We start from the raw sequence: 19199 nt of genomic DNA on the forward strand, positions 1-19199 counted from the left end.
CCCGTCCCCCGATCAGCTCGTCGCGGCCTGCTCGCCGCGCTCGTAGACGTCGGCGGCCGACCCGACGATCAGGGGGTCCGGACCCCGCGGCCCGACGACCTCCTCGTCCCGTCCGTCATAGTCGTAGAGGCTCAGCACGTAGCGCATGGCCTCGAGCCGCGCGCGCTTCTTGTCGTTGCTCTTCACGATGGTCCACGGAGCATCGTCGGTGTCGGTCGCCGCCATCATCGCCTCCTTCGCCGCCGTGTAGTCGCCCCACTTGTCGAGCGAGGCGAAATCCATCGGCGAGAGCTTCCACTGCCGCACGGGGTCGATCATCCGCATCGTGAACCGCGTGCGCTGCTCCTCCGCCGACACCGAGAACCACAGCTTCACCAGATCGATGCCCTCGCCCACCAGCATCCGCTCGAACAGCGGCGTCTGACGGATGAACTCGTCGTACTGCGCGGGCGTGCAGAAGCCCATCACCCGCTCCACGCCGGCCCGGTTGTACCAGGAGCGGTCGAACAGGACGATCTCACCGGCGGCCGGCAGGTGCGAGACGTAGCGCTGGAAGTACCACTGTCCGGCTTCGCGCTCGGTCGGCTTCTCGAGCGCGACGACGCGGGCTCCGCGCGGGTTGAGGTGCTCGGTGAAGCGCTTGATCGTGCCGCCCTTGCCCGCCGCGTCGCGCCCCTCGAACACGACCACGAGCCGCCGACCGTGCTTCTTGATCCAGTTCTGCAGCTTCAGCAGCTCGATCTGGAGGAGCCGCTTGCCCGCCTCGTACTCCTCGCGCGGCATCCGCTCGTCGTACGGGTAGCCCTCGCGCCAGGTGTCGATCTGCGTGCCGTCCCGGCGCAGCAGCACCGGGTCGTCGTCGTCCTCGTCGAGCACGACGAGGTCCCGCGCGTCGTCGGGTGCGAGCGAGCGGAGCAGCTCGGCAGTGGGACGGAGGGCGTCGTGGGCAGTCTCGGGGGCGTCGTCGGGCACGAAGGGACCGTAGTGCGCCCGGGCGACGCGCCGGTGAACGCGCGGTGACGGGCGGCGGGCCCGCGCCTGCACAACGAAGGCTGGAAGCCAACCAGCGGCCCTCTGGCGCCCGTTCGAGCGCCCCAACCTTCGTTGTGCAGACGTCATCCCTTGAAGGCAGCGAACCAGCGCTGCGATCGACCCGCCGAGCGGGGCCGTCGCCACCAGCTCGGCGCTCTCGACCTCGAGGGCGAACGTGCTCAGCCCCTGAAGACGGCCGGAGGCAGGTCGGCCTCACCGCTCTCCAGGCCGGCGACGAGACGGTCGACGACGGCCTGCGGAGCAAGCCCCGCACCGAAGCGCGGAGCGTCGCCCGCGAGCGGATGCCGGGACAGCTCCGTCTCGGTGTGCCCGGGCCGCGCGTCAAGCAGCAGCACGCCGGCCCGCTTGTACTCACGCGCCGAGGCCTTCACGAAGGCGTGCAGTGCTGCCTTCGAGGCGGAGTACGCCGCGAGACCGGCGGTCGGCGCCTCCGCCACCACTCCGCTGATGGTCAGCGCGAACGGCTCGCCCCCCTTGCCCGCCGAGGTGACGAGCGACGGCAGGGCCGCGGTCAGAACGCGGATCGGCGCGAGCGCGTTCACCTCGACCAGCTCCTCCAGCACGGCCGGATCGAGTTCGGCGGACGGACCGAACGCCACCACGCCCGCCGCCACGACCACGCCGTCCAGGCGCCCGTGCCGCTTCAGCACCTCAGCGATCAGACGGCGCGGCTCGTCCTCCCCGCGCAGGTCGGCGACGAGCGGAGCGTCGCCGAGGGCGGCCCGGGTGCGCCCCGAGCGCACTGCGACGGCTCCGCGCGCGTCCAGCGCATCCGCCAGGAGGCGGCCGAGGCCGCCCGAGGCTCCGAGAACGAGGACGACGGCACCGTCGAGACGAGTCATGTGGCGAGCCTAGACGGGTGCGTAGGCGCGGATCGGCACGACCAAGAGCACCGTCGATCGGATCGCATCACCGGCGCAGATCGCGCTCGGTGTCGTCCGCCGCGCGCTCGGGGCGATCGCTCCGGCCGTCGGCGACCACGACATCGCCGCGCACAACCCGGAGGTCGAAGGGGCAGACCCGGGAGAGCAGGTCCGCCATGACGCCCTCCACCGCCTCGCGACCGAGATTCGAGATCACCCAGACGTCCGAGTCGTCGTCGACCGAGACCCTCTTGGCCCTCGTCCTCGGGGGCAGATCGGGTTCTAAGGAGACGACTCCCGGAAGAGCGACGGCCTCCCTCCCGCATTTGCTCGCGATGATTCGCGCGACTTCCCGCAGAGCACCGATTGCCGTGTACGGCCCGGCGTCGAACTCCGTCCGAGCTGAACGGCTCAGCAGGAGATAGCTCCGATACCGTGTTTTTCCTCGCAACCGGTCGTAACGCCATTCGAGCTGCCGGCCGCGATGGCGAGCGGTCCCCGTGTTCGTGGTTTTCTCGATGTAGTCCTGCCCGAAGCGCGCGAGCAGCTCGTCGTCGAGACGCCGGACCCGAGTGACCGGACCACCCGATTCCATCAGCGCCCGCACCTGCTCGCTGTCGACGTCCTCCAATGCCGATTCCAGCTGGTCGACCGTGTCGATCCCGCAGCATCGTGCAAGCTCGATTCCGAATTCGATCCCCTTCTCACTGCCGTCCGTGTCGTCGGGGAACCTCGACTCCAGGAACTCGCAGAGCGCCCGGACGTCCAGAGGAGTCGACGCGGTGGCGTCCCCCGGACCGGTCTCCCGCTCGACACGGACCTGGTCGCGCCGGCTTTCCTCGTCGAACGACGGCCGCGCGAGAATCCGGTCGATCGCCACAAACGTCTCATCGAGCGCACGACGAGCGTCGGACGCCGCTCCGAAGAGCTGGTCAATCGTTACTCTGTCCTGCTCGCCGACCGCCTCGTACTGCGCGCCTTTGTATCGTCGTGCATGCTCGAATTCGGCCCACGCGTGTCCGGCCACTGTGCGGATCTGGATCTCCAGCCCTCCGAACGTCGTGAAATAGCGCTCGAGTTCTCCGCCGGAGACGACCCAGTCTGAATCATGGCCGTGGACTTCTCCCGACACGACGATGTGCAGACAGTCGTATCCGCGCAGGCGCTTCGGCTTCTCCTCTCCAGGGTTCCGGTCCTCCCCGGGCAGCACCGCGAATCGGGAGCGGATCAGCTCGCCGACCCGGTCCCGATCCGTATTCGAGTAGGTGATGATGCGGATCGCGACGATGTCGGTAATCTCTCCCATCGGATCCGCGTACTTCTTCGCCCGCTGCTTCCGCTGAAAAGACGCTATCGATTTCGCTCGCGCCGACACGGCATGCGGCTGAATGCTCGACTCGGCGAGCAACCGCTGCACATAGCCCTCCACCTCCTCCGCCGCACGGGGAAGCCAATCCCAATTCGTGAAGTCCACGCTGTCGATACTGCTCATCCTGTTCCCCGTGCTGTCCGCTTATGGCCGTCCCGCCGCGCCTCACGGTACCGGTCGGCCGGTCCTGACCGCACGAGGAGGCGCTCGCAGCGACGCTCATCGATCCGCTCCGCTTTCGCGGCCGACACAGAGGTGCCTCGCCCGCGTGACACAACACCTGGTCGCACCCAACGCCCTCCGGCCGAGGACGGCGTCCCCGATCGGCGCGGGCGTCAGCCGTACTCGGGCGACATCAGTGGCTGAGGCCGCGCAACTATCGCCGCGGTGTGTCGTCACGGAAGAGATCCCCTTTGAGCGCCGCATAGACGAACTCGCTCCCCCACGTCCCCGACGGGCGTCGATCGTTCTCGATGAGGTGCGCCTCAGGTCGGAAGCCCAGCCGTCGACACAGGAGCACCGAACGCTCGTTCTCGGTATCGAGCCGGGCGAACAGCCGATGCGCGCCATACTCCGAGAACGCGAGTTCGGCGATCGCCCGCGCAGCCTCGGTGGCATATCCCCTGCCAGCGTCCTCGGGATTGAAGACCCAGCCGATCTCGAGCTGCGAGGCCCGACGATCCGACAGGGTGAGGACGACCTCCCCGATGACGCGCCGCTCCCCGTGCACCCGGACCGCGAATACCAGAGTGTCGCCGTCGGCCTCCAGCGCCGCCGTCGCGATGGCCCGCTCGATGCCCGCCGCGCAGGCCTCCCGGCTCAGCGGCTCGCGGTAGAGGTAGGTAGCGGGCGACGTCCTCACGCGACTGGTACGCGAGACGGTCATCCAGGTCGCCGTGGTCGAAGCGCGTGATGTCGAGGCGACGAGTGATGAGGATCAGCGGCACCGTTTGCTCCGTGCAATGAGTCTCTCATCCACTCTGTCCCGCTCCCAGGGACGCCAACACGCTCGTTCCCCGGACTCGCTTGGGTCGCCGATCGTGACGGACGCCCACAGCTTCATCAGGTCCCCGGCTGGGCCGTTCCGTCGGCGTCGTCGGCGCCCCGCCACTCCTGCTCGCACGACCACTCCCGGCTCGCTGAACCGCGTGGAGCACAAGGCCGTCTCCGCCGCGCTGAAGCCGGTCTAGTAAGCACCGACCACGGACGCAGCCAGGACGGCGCTTGAGGCGTTCACGGCGTCGGAGTCGGGGCGCGAGAACCCGCAACGCGGCAGCGGCGTCCGAGAGCGCCTGGGAGCGGCCCACACCATTTCCTCGCGTTGCTGCCCGACGCCCACCGAGTGATCTGCACGACCAACGCGATCGAGTCGCTGAACCTTCAGCTCCGCGAAGTCACGAATAACCGCGGAAACTTCCCCAACGACGACGCCGTGATCAAGCTCCTCTGGCTCGCGATCCGCGACATCGAAGACAAACGAACCCGCGACCGAGGACGCCCCGCCGCGGAACATGGAGCCGAGGGATGCCTCGTCGAAGGACAAGTTTTCACGAACTAGAGAAAGGCCGTAGAGCAACTCTCCATCGCATTCCCCGAACGAATCCACCACTGCCTCTGAACCCCCGACGACCACGCGCTTACACACAACTTGACAGGCTCGATGACCGGCTACGAGGCGACGTCGAGCGCACTGAAGCATGATTTCCGGATCCTGCGGGAGGCGGATTTCTCGCGGGCGAACCTCCGGCTGCCGGATGACGAGGGCTGCAATCGCATCCGCATGCGATCACCGCCCGGGTGATCCCGTCAGACAAGGTTGTGAACCGCTCCGAACTCACGAGCGAGGCCGCCGAATCCCGCGAGCAGGACATGCGTCGCGCGCGGCAGATCCAGCAGCTCGGCCACCTCGAAGTCATCGAACTCCCGGACGGGCCGCAGGACACGACCTGCCAACGTGGCGCTCGCGCACTGCTCGTAGCCGTGCCAGCCGGCGCCGATGAAACTCTTGACGACCCCGACCTCGCCCTCCTCGCTGACCACCGCCGAGAGGTCGGCAGTAACGAAGAACAGCATCTCGGCGCGTGCGCGTCGATTTCCTCCGCGCAGGCTCGTCGTACCCGACAGCGGCTTCAGCACCTTGTCGACGCCAGCGATCTCAACATCACCCGACTTCCAGCGCCCGCTTCGCGTCAGATACAGAGTGCGCACGTCAAGATGAGCTTTGCCGTCGAACGGAAGACCCTGCTTCGCGTCGAAGCACGACAGGAACGGGTCCGCGTCGAAACCCACAGGGTTCCGCAGATATGTGCCGAACAGCCCCCCGCCCAATCGCCCGGACTGCCGTTCGCGGAAGAGCATGCCGAGGGAGGTGTCTGCGCTGCTGGATGCTCGCGGACTCTCATACGCCGAATGCTCGCGCATGACCGAAAAATGCACTCCCTCTGACGCCACATACTCCACGGTGAGGCGGTATCCCAGGCTGTTCGCAATGATGGTCATCACCCGCAGGACGAGCCCGATTTCGGTCCAGCAGATGATCGGGCGCAGCTCGCCGTAGAACGTGGGCAGATACTCGGGGATGATCTCGAGCCGGAACATCGACCGGTCTACCGGCCCGATCTCCGCCGGAGCCTCGGTCCAACTGCGCCAGACCCAACGCCATGGATCGAAGGACGTGCGCTCTTGCACGTCGACCAGACGTACCGGGATCTTCGCCCGAACCGAGGGATAAGGCGGATGCAGTGCGTAGGTGCTGGACGGCTCGATTCTGATGACGGCGAGGGCGCACGCCAGCAGATCGGCGATCCCCACATTCGGAGGCCCCTCCGTCACTGAATCCGTTTGCACCGATACTTGATCGAACAACACGTACGCGGAAGCGACGTCAGCACGACGAACGATCGCCCCGCTCGCGCGACCCGACTCGTCATCGAGATCGTTCCCGCGGTAGTCCGCCCTCAGCCGCTTGCCCGGACCGACTTGCCATAACGTAAAATAGTCGAATGCCTCAGTCATCACTGCGAATCCACTTCGAAGTCGGGTTCTACGGAAAAGGATGGGGCAGGAGGTCGTCTGTGGAAGCCAACAGGTCGCTTCTACCCAACCGTTCGAGGACACGCAGTTCCGCCACGCGCTGGTGAGCGAAGCCGAAGGACACGCCGAGCGCGCCCGGGACGATGCACTTCACGCAGCTGACTCCCAGGGCGCCGATCGTCACGTTGGTCTGATCGACGAAGACCGGCGCGCCCAGATCATGGGAGGGGAACTCCGATATTAGGTAGCTGAGCGCCGACAACGCATCCAGACGGCTCCCCGCCCCACGACGACCACGAAGCTTCTCGACCTCGCCCTCGGACAGAAGACTGCCACGGCACTTCGCGCGGATGAAGGGAGCTCGCTCCGGCAGAGCCCAGAAAGCGATGTGGTCCTCCGCCTCCATAACATCCCACTTGGAGATCAATCTGGCGCGCGCCTCGCTCTCCGAGAGAGTGCGTTCTCCGCCGACCATGTTCGTCATTTCCCAGAGGGCTGTCTCGCACACCGCGTCGAAGCCCAGACCGCTCGCTGCGCTCAGAATCACCGCAGGATACTCACCACGAGCGTTGAACGAAACGCAGGCCACCGAGATGATCGGATACGGGCTCGACAACAAGAGGAGAGACACCTCGTGCCCGCGGTTCGAGATCCACTGCTCCACCTCGCGAGCGAACCCCGACAGGACCTCACTCGGAATACGGGGCAACAGGACGCTGGAGTACCAGAAGCTCATGAACGCATGCCGTTCCACCACCTCCAGCAATGCGTGCGTACAGGCCTCGCCGTATGTCGCACCCGTCGCACTCCCACTCGACGACTCCTCGTAACGTCGAAGAGGAGTGCGCTCCGCATCGAACACAGAAGCCATGTCGGCGATACCGTACTCAGGGAAGTAGCTGTAGAAGCCTATTTCCGCCGGGACCCAGACACGAGCGCCGTCCATCCCCCATCCCGCTACCCACTCCTCGGGCGCATCCGCACTGATCCGACTCGACGAATGCGTGTACTGGTCCTCGTGATAGCCCCCGAGATCAGCAGGACCGAGGCACCGCTCGTCACCGTCGATCTGACGCACCACCGCGTCGTCATGGTAAGGGAGGCTCGACATTCTCTCCAGAGCCTCCAGGACCCCCACGAAATCCGCATCCAGCGACGTCCTCTTGCGGCCCCAGCCCGCGTTCTTCACCGGAGGAACAACGGAACCCGACAACACTCCTGGCGAGATCGATTCAAATCTCCGTGGTCCGACGACCGGCCCGAAAAGAGAATCGCAGGACATGGCGATCATGTCTCGTCTGCTCTGCGCCGACGCGAAGCGCCCTCCGCGCAATCCGGGCACCAGCAGATCCGCATCGCCTCCGGCCGCTCGTGGCCCTTCGACGCCCACACAAGTAGCGACGTGGCCGCCCAGGCGACAGAGCGGAGAGATCGTCAGATTCCCCACGCCCACGCACTCGCCCGACAGTGTCCCGACGACAGCCCGACCACCGGATCGGTCCCCGCCAGACCGGAAGACCACGTCGACGAGAAGGTCGCGCGCCTCACGGATGTCGAGACCGTGCGATGCTCCGATGCGAGCGCCCGCAGCGGCGCGAGAGACGGCAAGGCCCGCATGCGAGTCGAAGTTCGTGAGCTGGTACTCGAGGCAGCCCAGACAGGGCATGTCGGACGCCCCCGCTACGTAAACCGGTCCGACGAGGACATCGCCACCGCGCGTGTAGATGGGAACCACGGCTGGCGCTCGGAGAGCAGCGAGTGATGCCCTCTGATGCAGATCGCGGTAAGACACCCCCTCGACGATCGCCACTGCCGTCTCCGCGCTCAACGCGCACCGACCCTGTACGAGACCCCCATGACGCACTGCCCCGCATCGACGAACCGATTCGACACCTCCACCACATCACAGACAAGAGGTTTCCGGCTGAGACCCGCGACGAGTTCGCCGAGGTCGCGATTATCCAGACGCTCGAGGAAGGACGTATCGATCTCCTCGACCCGGTAGACGTCGCCACCTCTGTTCAGCTGAGTCACCGCCTTGAGCCGCACCAGGGAGTGGACGATGGCCAGTTGTGGATCCGCCTCGTACGTGGTGAAAGTACGTCCACCCGTCAGAACACAGGCAACGTGTACAGCTGTACCCGACACCTTCCCGAGATGCACGGAGAACTCGAGAAACTGCTCCAACTCACGCACCAGCGTGGCGGACACGGGAGAGAAGTCCAATTCGCTCTCGCTCAACGCCACAAGGGAATGCTCCTCCACCGCGGACAGCCGCAGAGCGGCATCGACGAAACGTCTGTCGACCGACGTTCCTGCCACGCCGACGCCCCGACCCGAACCACGAGAGCCCACAGAACTCGCGTAGTCGCGGCACGCGGCAAGAACTGCGCACTTGGAGGCATCCGTTAGGCTCTTGGGGCTCCAGGCGAGAATACGACTCCGCGCGGTCGACCGGGTCTCTGCGGCCTGGAAGTACGTGGGCAGCTGGTCAACCTCGTCGAGGTCGACCAGCATGATCGTCATTCCGACGCTGGTGAACGGCTTCAGCCATTCCCGCGAAAGGCGAGACTCCTCGGATTCCGAGGACGTGCCCTCCGGCTTGCCCGTGCGGGCGATCTCCTGACGCCCATCACGACGCCGAAGAAAAGGAGGTTCGAACCGCAACTCGAATATCTCGAAACCCGCGTCGAGCACCGACTGACGAACGTGACTCGACACGGTCATGCCCGGTAAGCTTCTGCGTAGCGGTAGTTCATAAAGATGCGCCTCCGGCCCACCCTCTACAGGTTCACCCACACATCGACTGAGAGCGTTATTCATAAGCATTTACCAGCCGAGTCGGTAAAGTTCGAGGCGGGTGACGGTGCGAATGAGGTTGGGAAGTTCTGTAAGACGTCCGCGATAGCCGGTCTTGAGGATTTTCCAGTTCTTCCAGTGCGCGATGCATCTTTCGACCGCCGAACGGATGGAGGAGATGTATCGGTTGGCTGTACGTGTGTTGTCATCATGTTGTCCGTGGTGAAATTTTTTCCGGGGAGTGACTGCGGTGGTTCCGACGTACGCTGGGTCCGCTATCCACTCGGCATTATCGAGAATCGGTTCCCATCCACACAGGCTGATGGTCGCTCGGTCGTGCCGAGCGCCGGGGGTCGGATCGGACACGCAAAGCAAGTTACCGTTCACGTCCGAGGCAACTTGCACGTTCAGCCCTTGACGGTGTCGCTTCCCGGAGTAGTTCGCTCTCCCCGTCACGGCGCGGTTCCCGGTGGGAACATCGGTGCCGTCGACCAGGACCACTCGGCCCTGGATAGCCGTCTTTAAACACACCCCCGACAAACAGCAGGCCTGCTCGATCAGCGGGACGATCCGCCGATATGCGCGAGAAATCGTGGGCTGCGACACACCGAACATATCCGCGATAGTCGCTTGGTTCACGTTCTGCCGCAATAAGATCAGGGTCATAACGACCTGCTCGCGAATGTTCAGCAGCACCGGGCGTCCCGAAACCTCACCCCTCCCCGTGACAATCTGCCATATCCGACAGATCAGCTCCGTCAATTGCTCCGCATCCAGGCCTGTAGTAGAGTCGTACCGCATCGGCTTCCCGTTCCGAAAATAGCGAGCTTTGGAACTTCTATTCTCCCGAATGGGAAGCCGATGCCTCGGAACGACACGCCCGAATCAGACCTTATGAATAACGCTCTGAGTACCGCCAACTCGCCGACAGTCGATGAGCTTCGATCCGTACTGAACAAGAACGCGCCGGTCGCACCGGACACGACGTACGAGACGATGCGCGTGGAACGAAGGACGAGGCAGAGCGCGTGCCCCAGTCCGCCCGACGAATCGACCGCCTCGCGAATCCGGGTGACATGATCGTCACGCGAGGCACGGACTCGCATGCGCACGAATTCGCTCTCGACCGCCTCAACCAGATCCCTGGAACCCGAGATCACTGGTCTCTCATCGGACACGAATCGGGACAACAGGTACTCAGGACGGTCGACGAGATCTTCGATTTCAGCCATCAGCCCGGGCACAGAGCGGATGAGCTCGGAGAGCCCTTCTCGAAGGTCACGGTCCGGGAAGGTTCGCTGACGGACGAGACCTGCAGCGAGGAGCCGGTCCATCAGACCAGATAAGGCCCCTGCGGATATCTGGGGGAAACGACTGGCCAGCTCGCTGACGGGAAGGCCCTCGCGCAGCTCCTCCTCACGATCAGACAAGTACTCGAAGAGCGGCCTTCCACCCGGAATGACCACCGCCTTCTCAGAGGAACCGAAATAGACCCCCTTCTCCGGTAGAAAAGCCATCGTCGCACCCGGCCGCATCACATACTCCACGATTGCTCCTACACCTTCGCATTCAACATGATTTCCATCGCGCGCTCGCCGTCGACCGGAACCGGAAACGCCTCCTGAAGGAGTCCGTATCGTTCGAGTTCACCCAGGCGACGCCCGAGCGTCACCATCGAGGCGACACTGCTCGCGTCGAAGTACACCGGCTTGGCGCGCTTCGCTCCCCGGCCGCCGTTCCGATGCTTGAAGAACCCCTGAAAGGGGAGCCCTTCATCGACCCAGAAATCGAACATCTCCACAAAAGAGCGGGTCATCGCGTTGCCGAGTTTGACGCTCAGTTCGGGGACGCTCCAGCTTCGACGGTGGAAGATGATGCCGTTCATCCGCAACCTGCCGCATCCTGGTGCGCTTTCCCCATAAGCATCCAGCAGCAACCGCGAAGCGCCCAGCCGACCGCCAGCACGGTGCCAGTGAAGGAGGCCCGTGAAGGGCCCCAAGAGCCATGGCGCTCCAGCGCCGAGGTAGTCGGGAACATCCCTGTCCGAGAAGGCGCTGTTGAATCGCAGGAGCCCCCCCGACCCGGGATCCAAGTGCACGCTGATGCCCCGCCAGTCCTCCCATCGCGCCGATCGGGGAGAGATCAGCGGGGAATTCGAGATCGAGACCCCGTGCAACGAGGTGTCCTGCACCGATTCCATCTCACGCGACGTGGCTTCTTTGCGGAGATAGTCCCAGAGGTCCGACCCCGAGCTACCGGCGTCCGGGCTCGGCAAGTACCGGGCCCAAAGGGCACCCCCTCCCCCGAGCGCGTCATTGACGACCCAGTCACCGCCTTGGCCCTGCGCGAAGACGGAGTAGGCACGAGGCGATCTCGACGTGCCGCTCTCGATCAGAGAGTCGTTCAACGCTGCCAGCTGATCCGAACGGATGTCGAAGTCCAGCGTCTTGTTCTCCCACATGGCGTCGACTGCGTGCGTCACCTCAGCTCGCGCCCGAACGAGCTGTGCGAATCGACGCAGGCCCAACTGCTCCGCGACATCGAGCGACGGTCGCTGGAGGAAATGCTCATACGAGGCGCGCGTCTCCCTGTTGAGCGCCACCCCGCAATCGATGAGATTCTGCGTCGAGTTCCCGAAGCGCCGGTGGAACACGTCCGTCGAGATGAGCGCGAGGTCGAGGTTGGTGTCGAATGCAGCAAGCAGCCGGAGACCCGGCGCGATCGCCCGCCGAAGAGGCTCTACCGACCCGAATGCAGCGACGCCGCCGAGGTCCTCGTAGAGCACCGGCTCGGTGACCACCCCCTCGCGAGCGAGCCGACGACGCAGGTCGGACTTGATGCCCTCGACGCGCACACGTCGTCTGTGAGGCTCCGATGTCGCGAGGTCCTCGATAGACGTGTCGAGCGCCGACACCGGAAAGGTGTCGAGACGGTTCTCTCCGAAGATCGTCGGTCCGGGAAGCGACGTGACCAGAAGACGCTCTCGGATCATTGATTCGACAAAGGCCGTGGATGCCTCCGAATTTCCGTCGTAGAACCTCGCAGCGAGTTCGTCGGCCAGCTCGGTGCGGGTCAGGCTCACATTCTGGACGAGCTGGACGACGTGGTCCAGCAGGGGTGTGACCCGGACTGGCACCCGCTCCGCCGCCCCGGCGACGCTCCGCACGAAGACGACTCTCTCCGCGGCCAGCCGCAGAGACGGGTTCAGAGTCAGCGCGCTAGATACGTCACCACCCGATGACGCGTCGATGGATCGAGCGGACAGATCGGCATAGACGCGTGCGCTCACCACCAACGGAGTGGACGTGATCAAAGACGAGGGACTACAAAGCGATCCGACCGGGCCGTCCTCAGCGGCCAGACCGCGCTCAGAAGCCAGACCGATGGTGACAGCCGTCAGTCGCCCCAGCGGGCTGGTTCGGTACATGGCTCGATACGCGAGATCAAGGAAATGCCGTTCATCCTTGGGGATCACGGCGCAACCGGCTCTCGGGTCCTCCTCGAGAAGACGGGAAATGCCGTCATACAGGTCGGGAGATGTCAAAGACACGTGCAACTGCACGCAGTCAAGCCGCAGGACATCTCGCAGAGCACTCCTCTCCCGACGAAGCTCATCCGCCTCGGATCGCGCGAGATCGTCCCCGAGATCCTGCAGCGCCTCGACTACCCCATCCCATGCCGCGAAAACGGACCCACGCTCAGTGGTCCGATACTGGTGATAGGCGTTCAACGCCGCCATCCGGGATCGTCGAACCTTCCGTGCGATGTTTAGTAGCTCCCGCGACCGCCCACCCTTCGTGGACTCCGCGTCCGCACCGATCATTTCCTCTAGCAAACACGCGGTGTCGACTCGCAGGCGGCGGAATCTCGACCAACTCGCTTCACGTCGCCTCAGCTTGGCTTTCCATTCGGGGCTTGCGAGCGAGCGCTGTGGGACGGGGTTCCATCGAAGCACCACAATACGTTCGAATTCCTCTATCATTGACCCTCCACGATGGGCGAACAGCTCAACGAATCATGCAGGCGGCGCCGACTTGTCGTCGATGAGTGAAGCCAGCCTCCAACCGTCTTCATGCGCTGCAAACAGGGTCGTCTCGAGTATGGCTATCCTCTCGACAAGACTTACCCCACAGAGCCAGAACACATAGTTGTAGACAAGATCACTGAGTTTTCTGTAAGCCTGAAACCAGGGCGTCGTGCCAATATTGAGGAAGGAACGACCTTGAATGCTTACATGAAAGCGAGAGATCATTTCCGGAATGAATATTCCATCCGGAACGTCCCATGCCCCAGGATCTCCAAGCATCTGTCCTAAAATGAAGGCCAATCGGGAATGGATGAGCTGCCTTTGGTGGCTCTTCGCAGTTGAGGGTGTAGCCGTACGAGTGTGGGGTCGGCGCGTCGTGGCCGGGAGTGGGGTCGAGGTCTTCCGATGATGGAGGTTCCTACGCCAGCCATCAGAAAGACCTCGACGTGTCTCACGCTACCTTCGACGACCCTGATCTCACGACCTTCTGCCGCCTGGACGAGCTCGGCCTTCGTGTTGTCGGGCAGCATCTTGCGCCCGATCGGGCGGTGCTGGAATGTCGGGTTGTTGACCCTGATCCGTGGTGCGTGAAGTGTGGTGCGGAGGGCGTGCCTCGGGACACGGTGACGCGGCGTCTCGCGCACGAACCGTTCGGTTGGCGACCCACGACCCTGTTGGTCCGGGTGCGCCGCTACGCATGCACGGGCTGCGGCCGGATCTGGCGACAAGACATCACGAAGGCCGCGCAGCCGCGGGCGAAGCTCTCCCGCCGCGGCGTGCGGTGGGCGCTGGAAGGCCTCGTCGTTGGGCACCTCACCGTCGCCCGTGTCGCGGCCGGCCTCGGGGTGTCGTGGCATACCGCGAACGCGGCTGTTCTCGCCGAGGGGAAACGGGTCCTGATCGATGACCCGACCCGGTTCGAGGGCGTGACCACGATCGGTGTCGACGAGCACGTCTGGCGCCACACGCGCCGCGGAGACAAGTACGTCACGGTGATCATCGATCTCACTCCGATCCGCGCGAAAACTGGGCCTGCCAGGCTGTTGGACATGGTCGAGGGGCGCTCGAAGGCCGTGTTCAAGCAGTGGCTCGCCGACCGACCCGACACCTGGCGGGCGAGGGTCGAGGTCGTCGCGATGGACGGGTTCACCGGGTTCAAGACCGCGACCGCGGAAGAACTGCCCGACGCGGTTCCGGTGATGGACCCGTTCCACGTCATCCGCCTCGCCGGCGACGCCCTGGACCGCTGCCGGCAACGCGTCCAACAACAGTCGACGGGGCACCGCGGCCGTTCCAGAGACCCGCTCTACTCGGCACGCCGGACCCTGCACACCGGCGCCGACCTCCTCACGGACAAGCAACACGCCCGCCTCAAGACGGTGTTCGCGGTCGACGAGCACGTCGAGGTCGAGGCGACCTGGGGCATCTATCAACGCATGATCGCCGCCTACCGCGACCCGGATCGGACCGCCGGGAAGACGGCGATGCAAGCGCTGATCGACTCGATCAGCGGCAAGGTCCCACGAGCCCTGAAAGAGCTGGTCACCCTCGGCCGCACGATGAACGCCCGCGCCGCCGACATCCTCGCTTACTTCGACCGCCCCGGCACATCGAACGGCCCCACCGAAGCGATCAACGGCCGCCTCGAACACCTCCGAGGGTCCGCCCTCGGCTTCCGCAACCTCACCAACTACATCGCCCGCAGCCTGCTCGAAACTGGCGGCTTCAGACCCCGACTACACCCTCAATTACGATGAGCCCCTTTGGTACTTTTCATCCCAGGCAGCTGTCGCGAGCAACTCGCGCTGCCCACGCACCTGTGATCGAATACTGTCGCGGCCATCCTCAGTGACGAGCTCCATCAGTGCTTCACGACTCGAATACTGCGAAACGTAACCGTAGGAGCTGCCTCGAGGATGTGTGTCCGCAAGTGCTCGCAACACTGTCACCAAGAAAGGCATCAGACGCTTATGGGAAGTCGTCGGAGGCGCCAACCGCTGAACCATGCCATAAGCCGTTGAATATATTCCGTCCAACGGTGAAACCGCTTCTCGATCCGTCACTGCTGTGACCGTGAACGCCTCCCGCACCACATCATCGATTCGTTGAGCGAGCTCCAGCGAGTCCTGCGCGTTCACAGCGATAGACAGCTTGAGATCGGAGAGACCCCTGGAGAGAAAATACGACTGCCCCGGCAGGGCGACGAGCAGGTCTTCTTTCTCGCCTGATTTCACAAGCGCCTCGAGTCGATCATCGACATAGAGTCGCCGTCCGGCTCGGATATCCATGCTGTCAGTGCCGACGGTGTAGGTCCGCAGCCCCACGACATTCGACCTCATCGGTCAGAGAACCCGGTGGTCGGGTGCGGCGACCTCGGCCAGAACCGCCGGGACGACCTCCGAGGAGAAGAGATCGATGCTCATGGCGGCGACGACCGGATTCAAGTTGCCGTAATCGACCTGCAGAAGCAAGGTGTCTATCCCGCCGTAAATCTTGTCGAGTCGGACGATTTGACTGATCACAGTACTCGGTGAGCCCACAAGTGCGGCTCCCGACAGCATCATCGCCTTACTGCTGGCTCGAGCGGTTCATTGGCCCATGTCCTGGTATCGAGCGAACGAGACAGGCTCGTCGAGGTGCGCCCATGACTCGCTCGCACGAGATGTTGCGGAGATGTATCCGTCGAGCGCCGTCCGGGACGCATCGACTGCTTCGTCATCCGTCGCTGAAACGAGCACCGGTACGCTCACCACGACCCGCGGGGCGGCATCGTGGCCAGAGGGGATAAAGTTCTTACGGTACACCTCCACGAGACGCGGCGACGGCGCGGTGAGACCTGGACTGACCATTAGGCCCATTCCCTGCGCTCCTGCTCTGACGAACGTCTCCTCTGACGTGGACGCCGCCACGAGAGAACGAATTCCGTCAACACCGCTCGGCCGCGGGCGCGTCGTCGCGTGCGCGAATTCCCAGTATTTGTTGCTGATCGAGACGTCCTCGGAGCTCAGCAGCCGACGAACTGCGTCAACAGTGGCCCAGAAGCGATCACGACTCTCGCTCATCGGGATCTGGAACGCTGCGTATTCGTAGGGAAGGAAGCCGCGTGCGAATCCCAGCTCCAAGCGACCGTCACTCAAGGCATCGAGCATCCCCGCTTGCGACGCGATCTGGATTGGGTGATGGAAGACCGGGAGGATGCCTCCCGTCATGAGCTTTATGTCCTGGGTCTCGGCCGCCACCGCCGAGAGGAACATCATCGGCGATGGGCAATAGCCACCGTAGTCTCCCAGATAGTGCTCCGTCATCTTGACGTAATCAAATCCGAGTGTTTCCGCCTGCAAACTGAGTCGAATGAGGTCGCGGTAGTACTGCACCGGTGACCGAAGACCAGGATTGACATCCGGCAGAAAGGAGACCCCGAATTTCATGACCTTGTGCTGTACGTCCTTCACGAGCTGCGGATGATTCACTGGGTGTCCCTACCTTCACGTAGTTCTCCGGGCACAGACTTTTTCAGATGGCCTATGTACAGGTACTGGCAGAGACCAGCTACGCCGACGATCAGAATAGCGACCACTGGCCGGATGGCCACCACTTCATCGACCGGCAGACTCACAGCCAAGACTATGCCTGCGACCGCCTCGGCGAGGACTAAAAATCCCCACAGCGCCGTGGACACGATCATGGCGCGCCGGTAAGTCGGTTCGTTGTTCCACATCCACGTGGCAGTGACTCGTTCATTCTTCGCAGCGGCATCCATAGCCGGAGCGATCAGGCTCTGGATCACGGGGCGTCCGACGAAGGCGGACGCAATCATGAGCAGACCTATGCCAGCGGGGACGACGCCGGAGGCGACGAGGACCGACGAGGCAGCCCGCGTGACCAACGCGGTGATGACACTGAGAAGGAGGAGGAATCCGACGGCCCCGGAACTTGCACTGATCCGCCTGGTTATCGCGAATACGTACACCGTGGAGACGAGAGACCAGCCTACTCCCGTCATCAGCCCCACCACCTGACTCGCGCCGAGAGCGCGGGCCAAATAATAGAGCGCGACCGGGACCGCGACGTTTACAGCACCCATCACGATCTTCGACTTGGGAGTACTCAAGCGCGATCTGTCATGCATATACGGCTCCTGACTCGTACTTTTCATGTCCTTCTCCGCGGGATCGGGGCCGGATCACTTGACCTAACCTCGGCGCGAAGCTCGACGTTGTTCCTCCACGAGATCAAGAGCCGTCCAGCGCAATGACCTCTCCGCTTCTACGGCGAGCCCCAGCCTGTTGCATGTGGTGTGAATGATCGAGCCGAGGTACGCTCCGCGTATCGGCACGTTCTCGGTTGTCAGCACGTCCTTGACCGTTGGGCCTAGGAGACGCGGGTCCACGTGCTCGAAAGTATCTGGACGAGGGTTCGCGATGATGCGATTCATCATCGTCACGACAGGCGCGGGAACAAACGGGGCACTGCGCAGTGTAGAAATGGACAGCCGCTTTCCTTCGTAACCATCCGCGGTTCCACAGGGATTCGCTAGCTCCGCAACGCGCCCATAGAAGTTGGCTATTGCCGACGCACCGAGGAGATATCTCGTGCGCGCGTCCATGTCCCGATGGGAGTCCAGCGTGAGGCCCACGCTGACGGAAGAGGCGCTGAAGGCCCTAATGGCTGCGCGATAACGTTGCACTCCCCCATATCGGGACTCTTCGCTCTCGAACGGACGCGCATGCACTCCTAGAGGCGCCAGCGGCAGACACTCCATTTCACCATCCCCTTCGCCCTGTCGTGCAACGCCCGACGTGGCGTCCCGGTATTCCCGATCTGTCAGTACTGCGATGTCTTTCCAGGAAGATGTCGCACACTTCGTGAAGCTGGTCGTCACCGAGCGCTCGATGATCTCCGCGTCTTCGCGACGCAACGCCCTGAAGCGGATGTGTGGCCCCGATTGCCAGTATCGGAGGAACCACCACGGTCGATCGCCGACATCATGAGCAACACGGGTGAGGACCTCATCACCAATGCGTGGATCGAAGTTCGGAATCCGTAGCTCAAGATTCAGGGCCACGTACGATTTGTCGGTTTTACTTATGATCGTGATCCTCGTCTCGAGCCTGACGGGTTCCTGTTGTCACCCTTACTTCAGAGCGGGAGGGGCCTGCGACTACTGCTTCGATCGCAGGCCGCGAATGAGTCAGTCGAGGCGTTCTCTAGCAGGTGGAGCTGCACGTGGAGGAGGACGAGGACGTGCAAAGCCACGTGTCGGAGGCAGAAATCCCGAGTGCACGGTCATCCAAGCCCTTGGCCACATCGATCACCTCGATGTTGTCGAGGTCGAGCTCGATTGCAAGAATGCCCGCGTCGTTCATTTTATCTTCTTTCGCGATGGTGAGTGTGGGGGTGTTTCGGCGTGAGTGTACTCCGGCCCAAATCGACGCAACTGCGCTTCGGCTGGGAGTTCTCATGCCATCAACTCAAGAAATCCCGGTTCCTCAATAGATTGATAGGTCAGCACGGCGAACGCTCTCGGACACTTGCGGACACGGCAGAACTGGCTGTGCGCTTTGACATGTTCTCTGCGCTGATCTGCGGCACTTGAGGCGTCGCGAGCGCGGACTACAGTCACGCTCGTGGGAGCTGCCGAGATGACTCTCTGCACGGCCACAACTGCTCTGCCGCTCGGATCCGGAGAGCCATCGACGCCCCGGGGGTTCTCCATGCCCACCACCACGACGTGAGTGCACAGAGAAAACGGCCGCGCATCAAAAATGCACGAGGAAGGATCCGCGAGAGGTACAAGAATCTTACAGAGATGATTCTTCGGTACTTCTCGATGTCTAGGCCGGTGCCTGATCGTCTGCCGATCCTCATACTCTTCGGTTCTCTCGTCGATACCGTCATATCCTTAGGACGGACGTCCATTCAGGGCGACCGTGCCGAAGGAAAATTCCGGTCGCAGCCGAGATCCTCTCTCGAGCTGCTCCGTCGCTCACCATCTGGAGCGCCGCGACCTCGTTCACTGACGTGCTCATCTCGGATGCTTTCGTTTTCCGCGTCG

Annotated in this window: 19 protein-coding genes and 1 pseudogene; 3 read left to right on the top strand and 17 right to left on the bottom strand. The window is 63.5% G+C overall.

Translation table 11 applies throughout. The features are described 5' to 3' along the window. Positions 1–12 precede the first annotated feature (12 nt). The 4 genes from ppk2 to A6122_RS09410 all read right to left on the bottom strand — a co-directional run bounded on the left by ppk2 (position 13) and on the right by A6122_RS09410 (position 4171). On the bottom strand, positions 13–972 hold the full coding sequence (gene ppk2 / locus A6122_RS09395; RefSeq protein WP_373408570.1) for a polyphosphate kinase 2: 960 nt from the start codon (positions 970–972) through the stop codon (positions 13–15). 239 nt (positions 973–1211) lie between these two features. Further along, positions 1212–1895, bottom strand: a complete 684-nt coding sequence (locus A6122_RS09400; protein WP_068254190.1) for an SDR family NAD(P)-dependent oxidoreductase — start codon at positions 1893–1895, stop codon at positions 1212–1214. Positions 1896–1962: 67 nt separating this feature from the next. Beyond that, positions 1963–3408 carry a GTP pyrophosphokinase gene (locus A6122_RS09405; RefSeq protein ID WP_068254192.1) on the bottom strand — a complete coding sequence of 482 codons (1446 nt, stop codon included), beginning with the start codon at positions 3406–3408 and terminating at the stop codon, positions 1963–1965. 253 nt (positions 3409–3661) lie between these two features. After that, complete coding sequence (locus tag A6122_RS09410) at positions 3662–4171, bottom strand: GNAT family N-acetyltransferase (protein ID WP_208855017.1); 510 nt, start codon at positions 4169–4171, stop codon at positions 3662–3664. 307 nt (positions 4172–4478) lie between these two features. Here A6122_RS09410 and A6122_RS09415 point away from each other — a divergent pair. Both A6122_RS09415 and A6122_RS16525 read left to right on the top strand, forming a co-directional pair. Continuing rightward, positions 4479–4843, top strand: a pseudogene (locus tag A6122_RS09415) (transposase); the annotation flags it as partial. Positions 4844–4945: 102 nt separating this feature from the next. Continuing rightward, the gene (locus tag A6122_RS16525) at positions 4946–5086 is read left to right on the top strand and encodes a hypothetical protein (RefSeq protein ID WP_157593795.1); all 141 of its coding nucleotides are present in this window, start codon (positions 4946–4948) and stop codon (positions 5084–5086) included. Between the two features lie 5 nt (positions 5087–5091). Here the strand turns inward: A6122_RS16525 and A6122_RS09420 are convergent, their stop codons facing one another. From A6122_RS09420 to A6122_RS16535, 7 genes are all read right to left on the bottom strand, one after another. Continuing rightward, entirely contained in the window at positions 5092–6300 is a 1209-nt protein-coding gene (locus A6122_RS09420; RefSeq protein WP_146077227.1) for a hypothetical protein, read from the bottom strand. Positions 6301–6328: 28 nt separating this feature from the next. Continuing rightward, positions 6329–8128: a YcaO-like family protein gene (locus tag A6122_RS09425; RefSeq protein WP_084415931.1), complete on the bottom strand. Its 1800-nt coding sequence runs from the start codon at positions 8126–8128 to the stop codon at positions 6329–6331. A 14-nt stretch (positions 8129–8142) separates the two neighbouring features. Further along, complete coding sequence (locus A6122_RS09430; RefSeq protein WP_104261888.1) at positions 8143–9045, bottom strand: hypothetical protein; 903 nt, start codon at positions 9043–9045, stop codon at positions 8143–8145. Positions 9046–9147: 102 nt separating this feature from the next. After that, positions 9148–9918 carry a transposase family protein gene (locus tag A6122_RS15790; RefSeq protein WP_084415932.1) on the bottom strand — a complete coding sequence of 257 codons (771 nt, stop codon included), beginning with the start codon at positions 9916–9918 and terminating at the stop codon, positions 9148–9150. Then, entirely contained in the window at positions 9876–10664 is a 789-nt protein-coding gene (locus tag A6122_RS16530) for a helix-turn-helix domain-containing protein (RefSeq protein WP_068254208.1), read from the bottom strand. The genes A6122_RS15790 and A6122_RS16530 overlap by 43 nt, the downstream gene beginning before the upstream one ends. Positions 10665–10672: 8 nt before the next feature. Next, on the bottom strand, positions 10673–12856 hold the full coding sequence (locus A6122_RS09440; RefSeq protein ID WP_068254211.1) for a lantibiotic dehydratase: 2184 nt from the start codon (positions 12854–12856) through the stop codon (positions 10673–10675). Between the two features lie 276 nt (positions 12857–13132). Further along, positions 13133–13423 (bottom strand): hypothetical protein, encoded by a 291-nt coding sequence (locus A6122_RS16535; RefSeq protein ID WP_167542361.1) that lies wholly within the window; start codon positions 13421–13423, stop codon positions 13133–13135. 167 nt (positions 13424–13590) lie between these two features. Here A6122_RS16535 and A6122_RS09445 point away from each other — a divergent pair, with 167 nt between their 5' ends. Next, complete coding sequence (locus A6122_RS09445; RefSeq protein WP_068250249.1) at positions 13591–14901, top strand: ISL3 family transposase; 1311 nt, start codon at positions 13591–13593, stop codon at positions 14899–14901. Here A6122_RS09445 and A6122_RS16540 read toward each other — a convergent pair. The 6 genes from A6122_RS16540 to A6122_RS16975 all read right to left on the bottom strand — a co-directional run bounded on the left by A6122_RS16540 (position 14893) and on the right by A6122_RS16975 (position 18510). Next, positions 14893–15468, bottom strand: a complete 576-nt coding sequence (locus tag A6122_RS16540; protein WP_146085076.1) for a hypothetical protein — start codon at positions 15466–15468, stop codon at positions 14893–14895. The two genes, A6122_RS09445 and A6122_RS16540, sit on opposite strands and share 9 nt — an antisense overlap. A gap of 18 nt (positions 15469–15486) precedes the next feature. Continuing rightward, a complete protein-coding gene (locus tag A6122_RS09450) occupies positions 15487–15666 on the bottom strand; it encodes a hypothetical protein (RefSeq protein WP_068254213.1) in 180 nt (59 codons plus the stop codon). 66 nt (positions 15667–15732) lie between these two features. After that, positions 15733–16614, bottom strand: a complete 882-nt coding sequence (locus tag A6122_RS09455; protein ID WP_068254214.1) for an LLM class flavin-dependent oxidoreductase — start codon at positions 16612–16614, stop codon at positions 15733–15735. Further along, positions 16611–17255 (bottom strand): VC0807 family protein, encoded by a 645-nt coding sequence (locus tag A6122_RS09460; protein WP_167542362.1) that lies wholly within the window; start codon positions 17253–17255, stop codon positions 16611–16613. The genes A6122_RS09455 and A6122_RS09460 overlap by 4 nt, the downstream gene beginning before the upstream one ends. Positions 17256–17336: 81 nt before the next feature. After that, on the bottom strand, positions 17337–18209 hold the full coding sequence (locus A6122_RS15800; RefSeq protein WP_167542363.1) for a lantibiotic dehydratase C-terminal domain-containing protein: 873 nt from the start codon (positions 18207–18209) through the stop codon (positions 17337–17339). 142 nt (positions 18210–18351) lie between these two features. Beyond that, positions 18352–18510, bottom strand: a complete 159-nt coding sequence (locus A6122_RS16975; RefSeq protein WP_167542364.1) for a thiazolylpeptide-type bacteriocin — start codon at positions 18508–18510, stop codon at positions 18352–18354. Between the last annotated feature and the right edge of the window lie 689 nt (positions 18511–19199).

It is taken from the genome of Rathayibacter tritici, assembly GCF_001641005.1.
Classification (GTDB): domain Bacteria; phylum Actinomycetota; class Actinomycetes; order Actinomycetales; family Microbacteriaceae; genus Rathayibacter; species Rathayibacter tritici.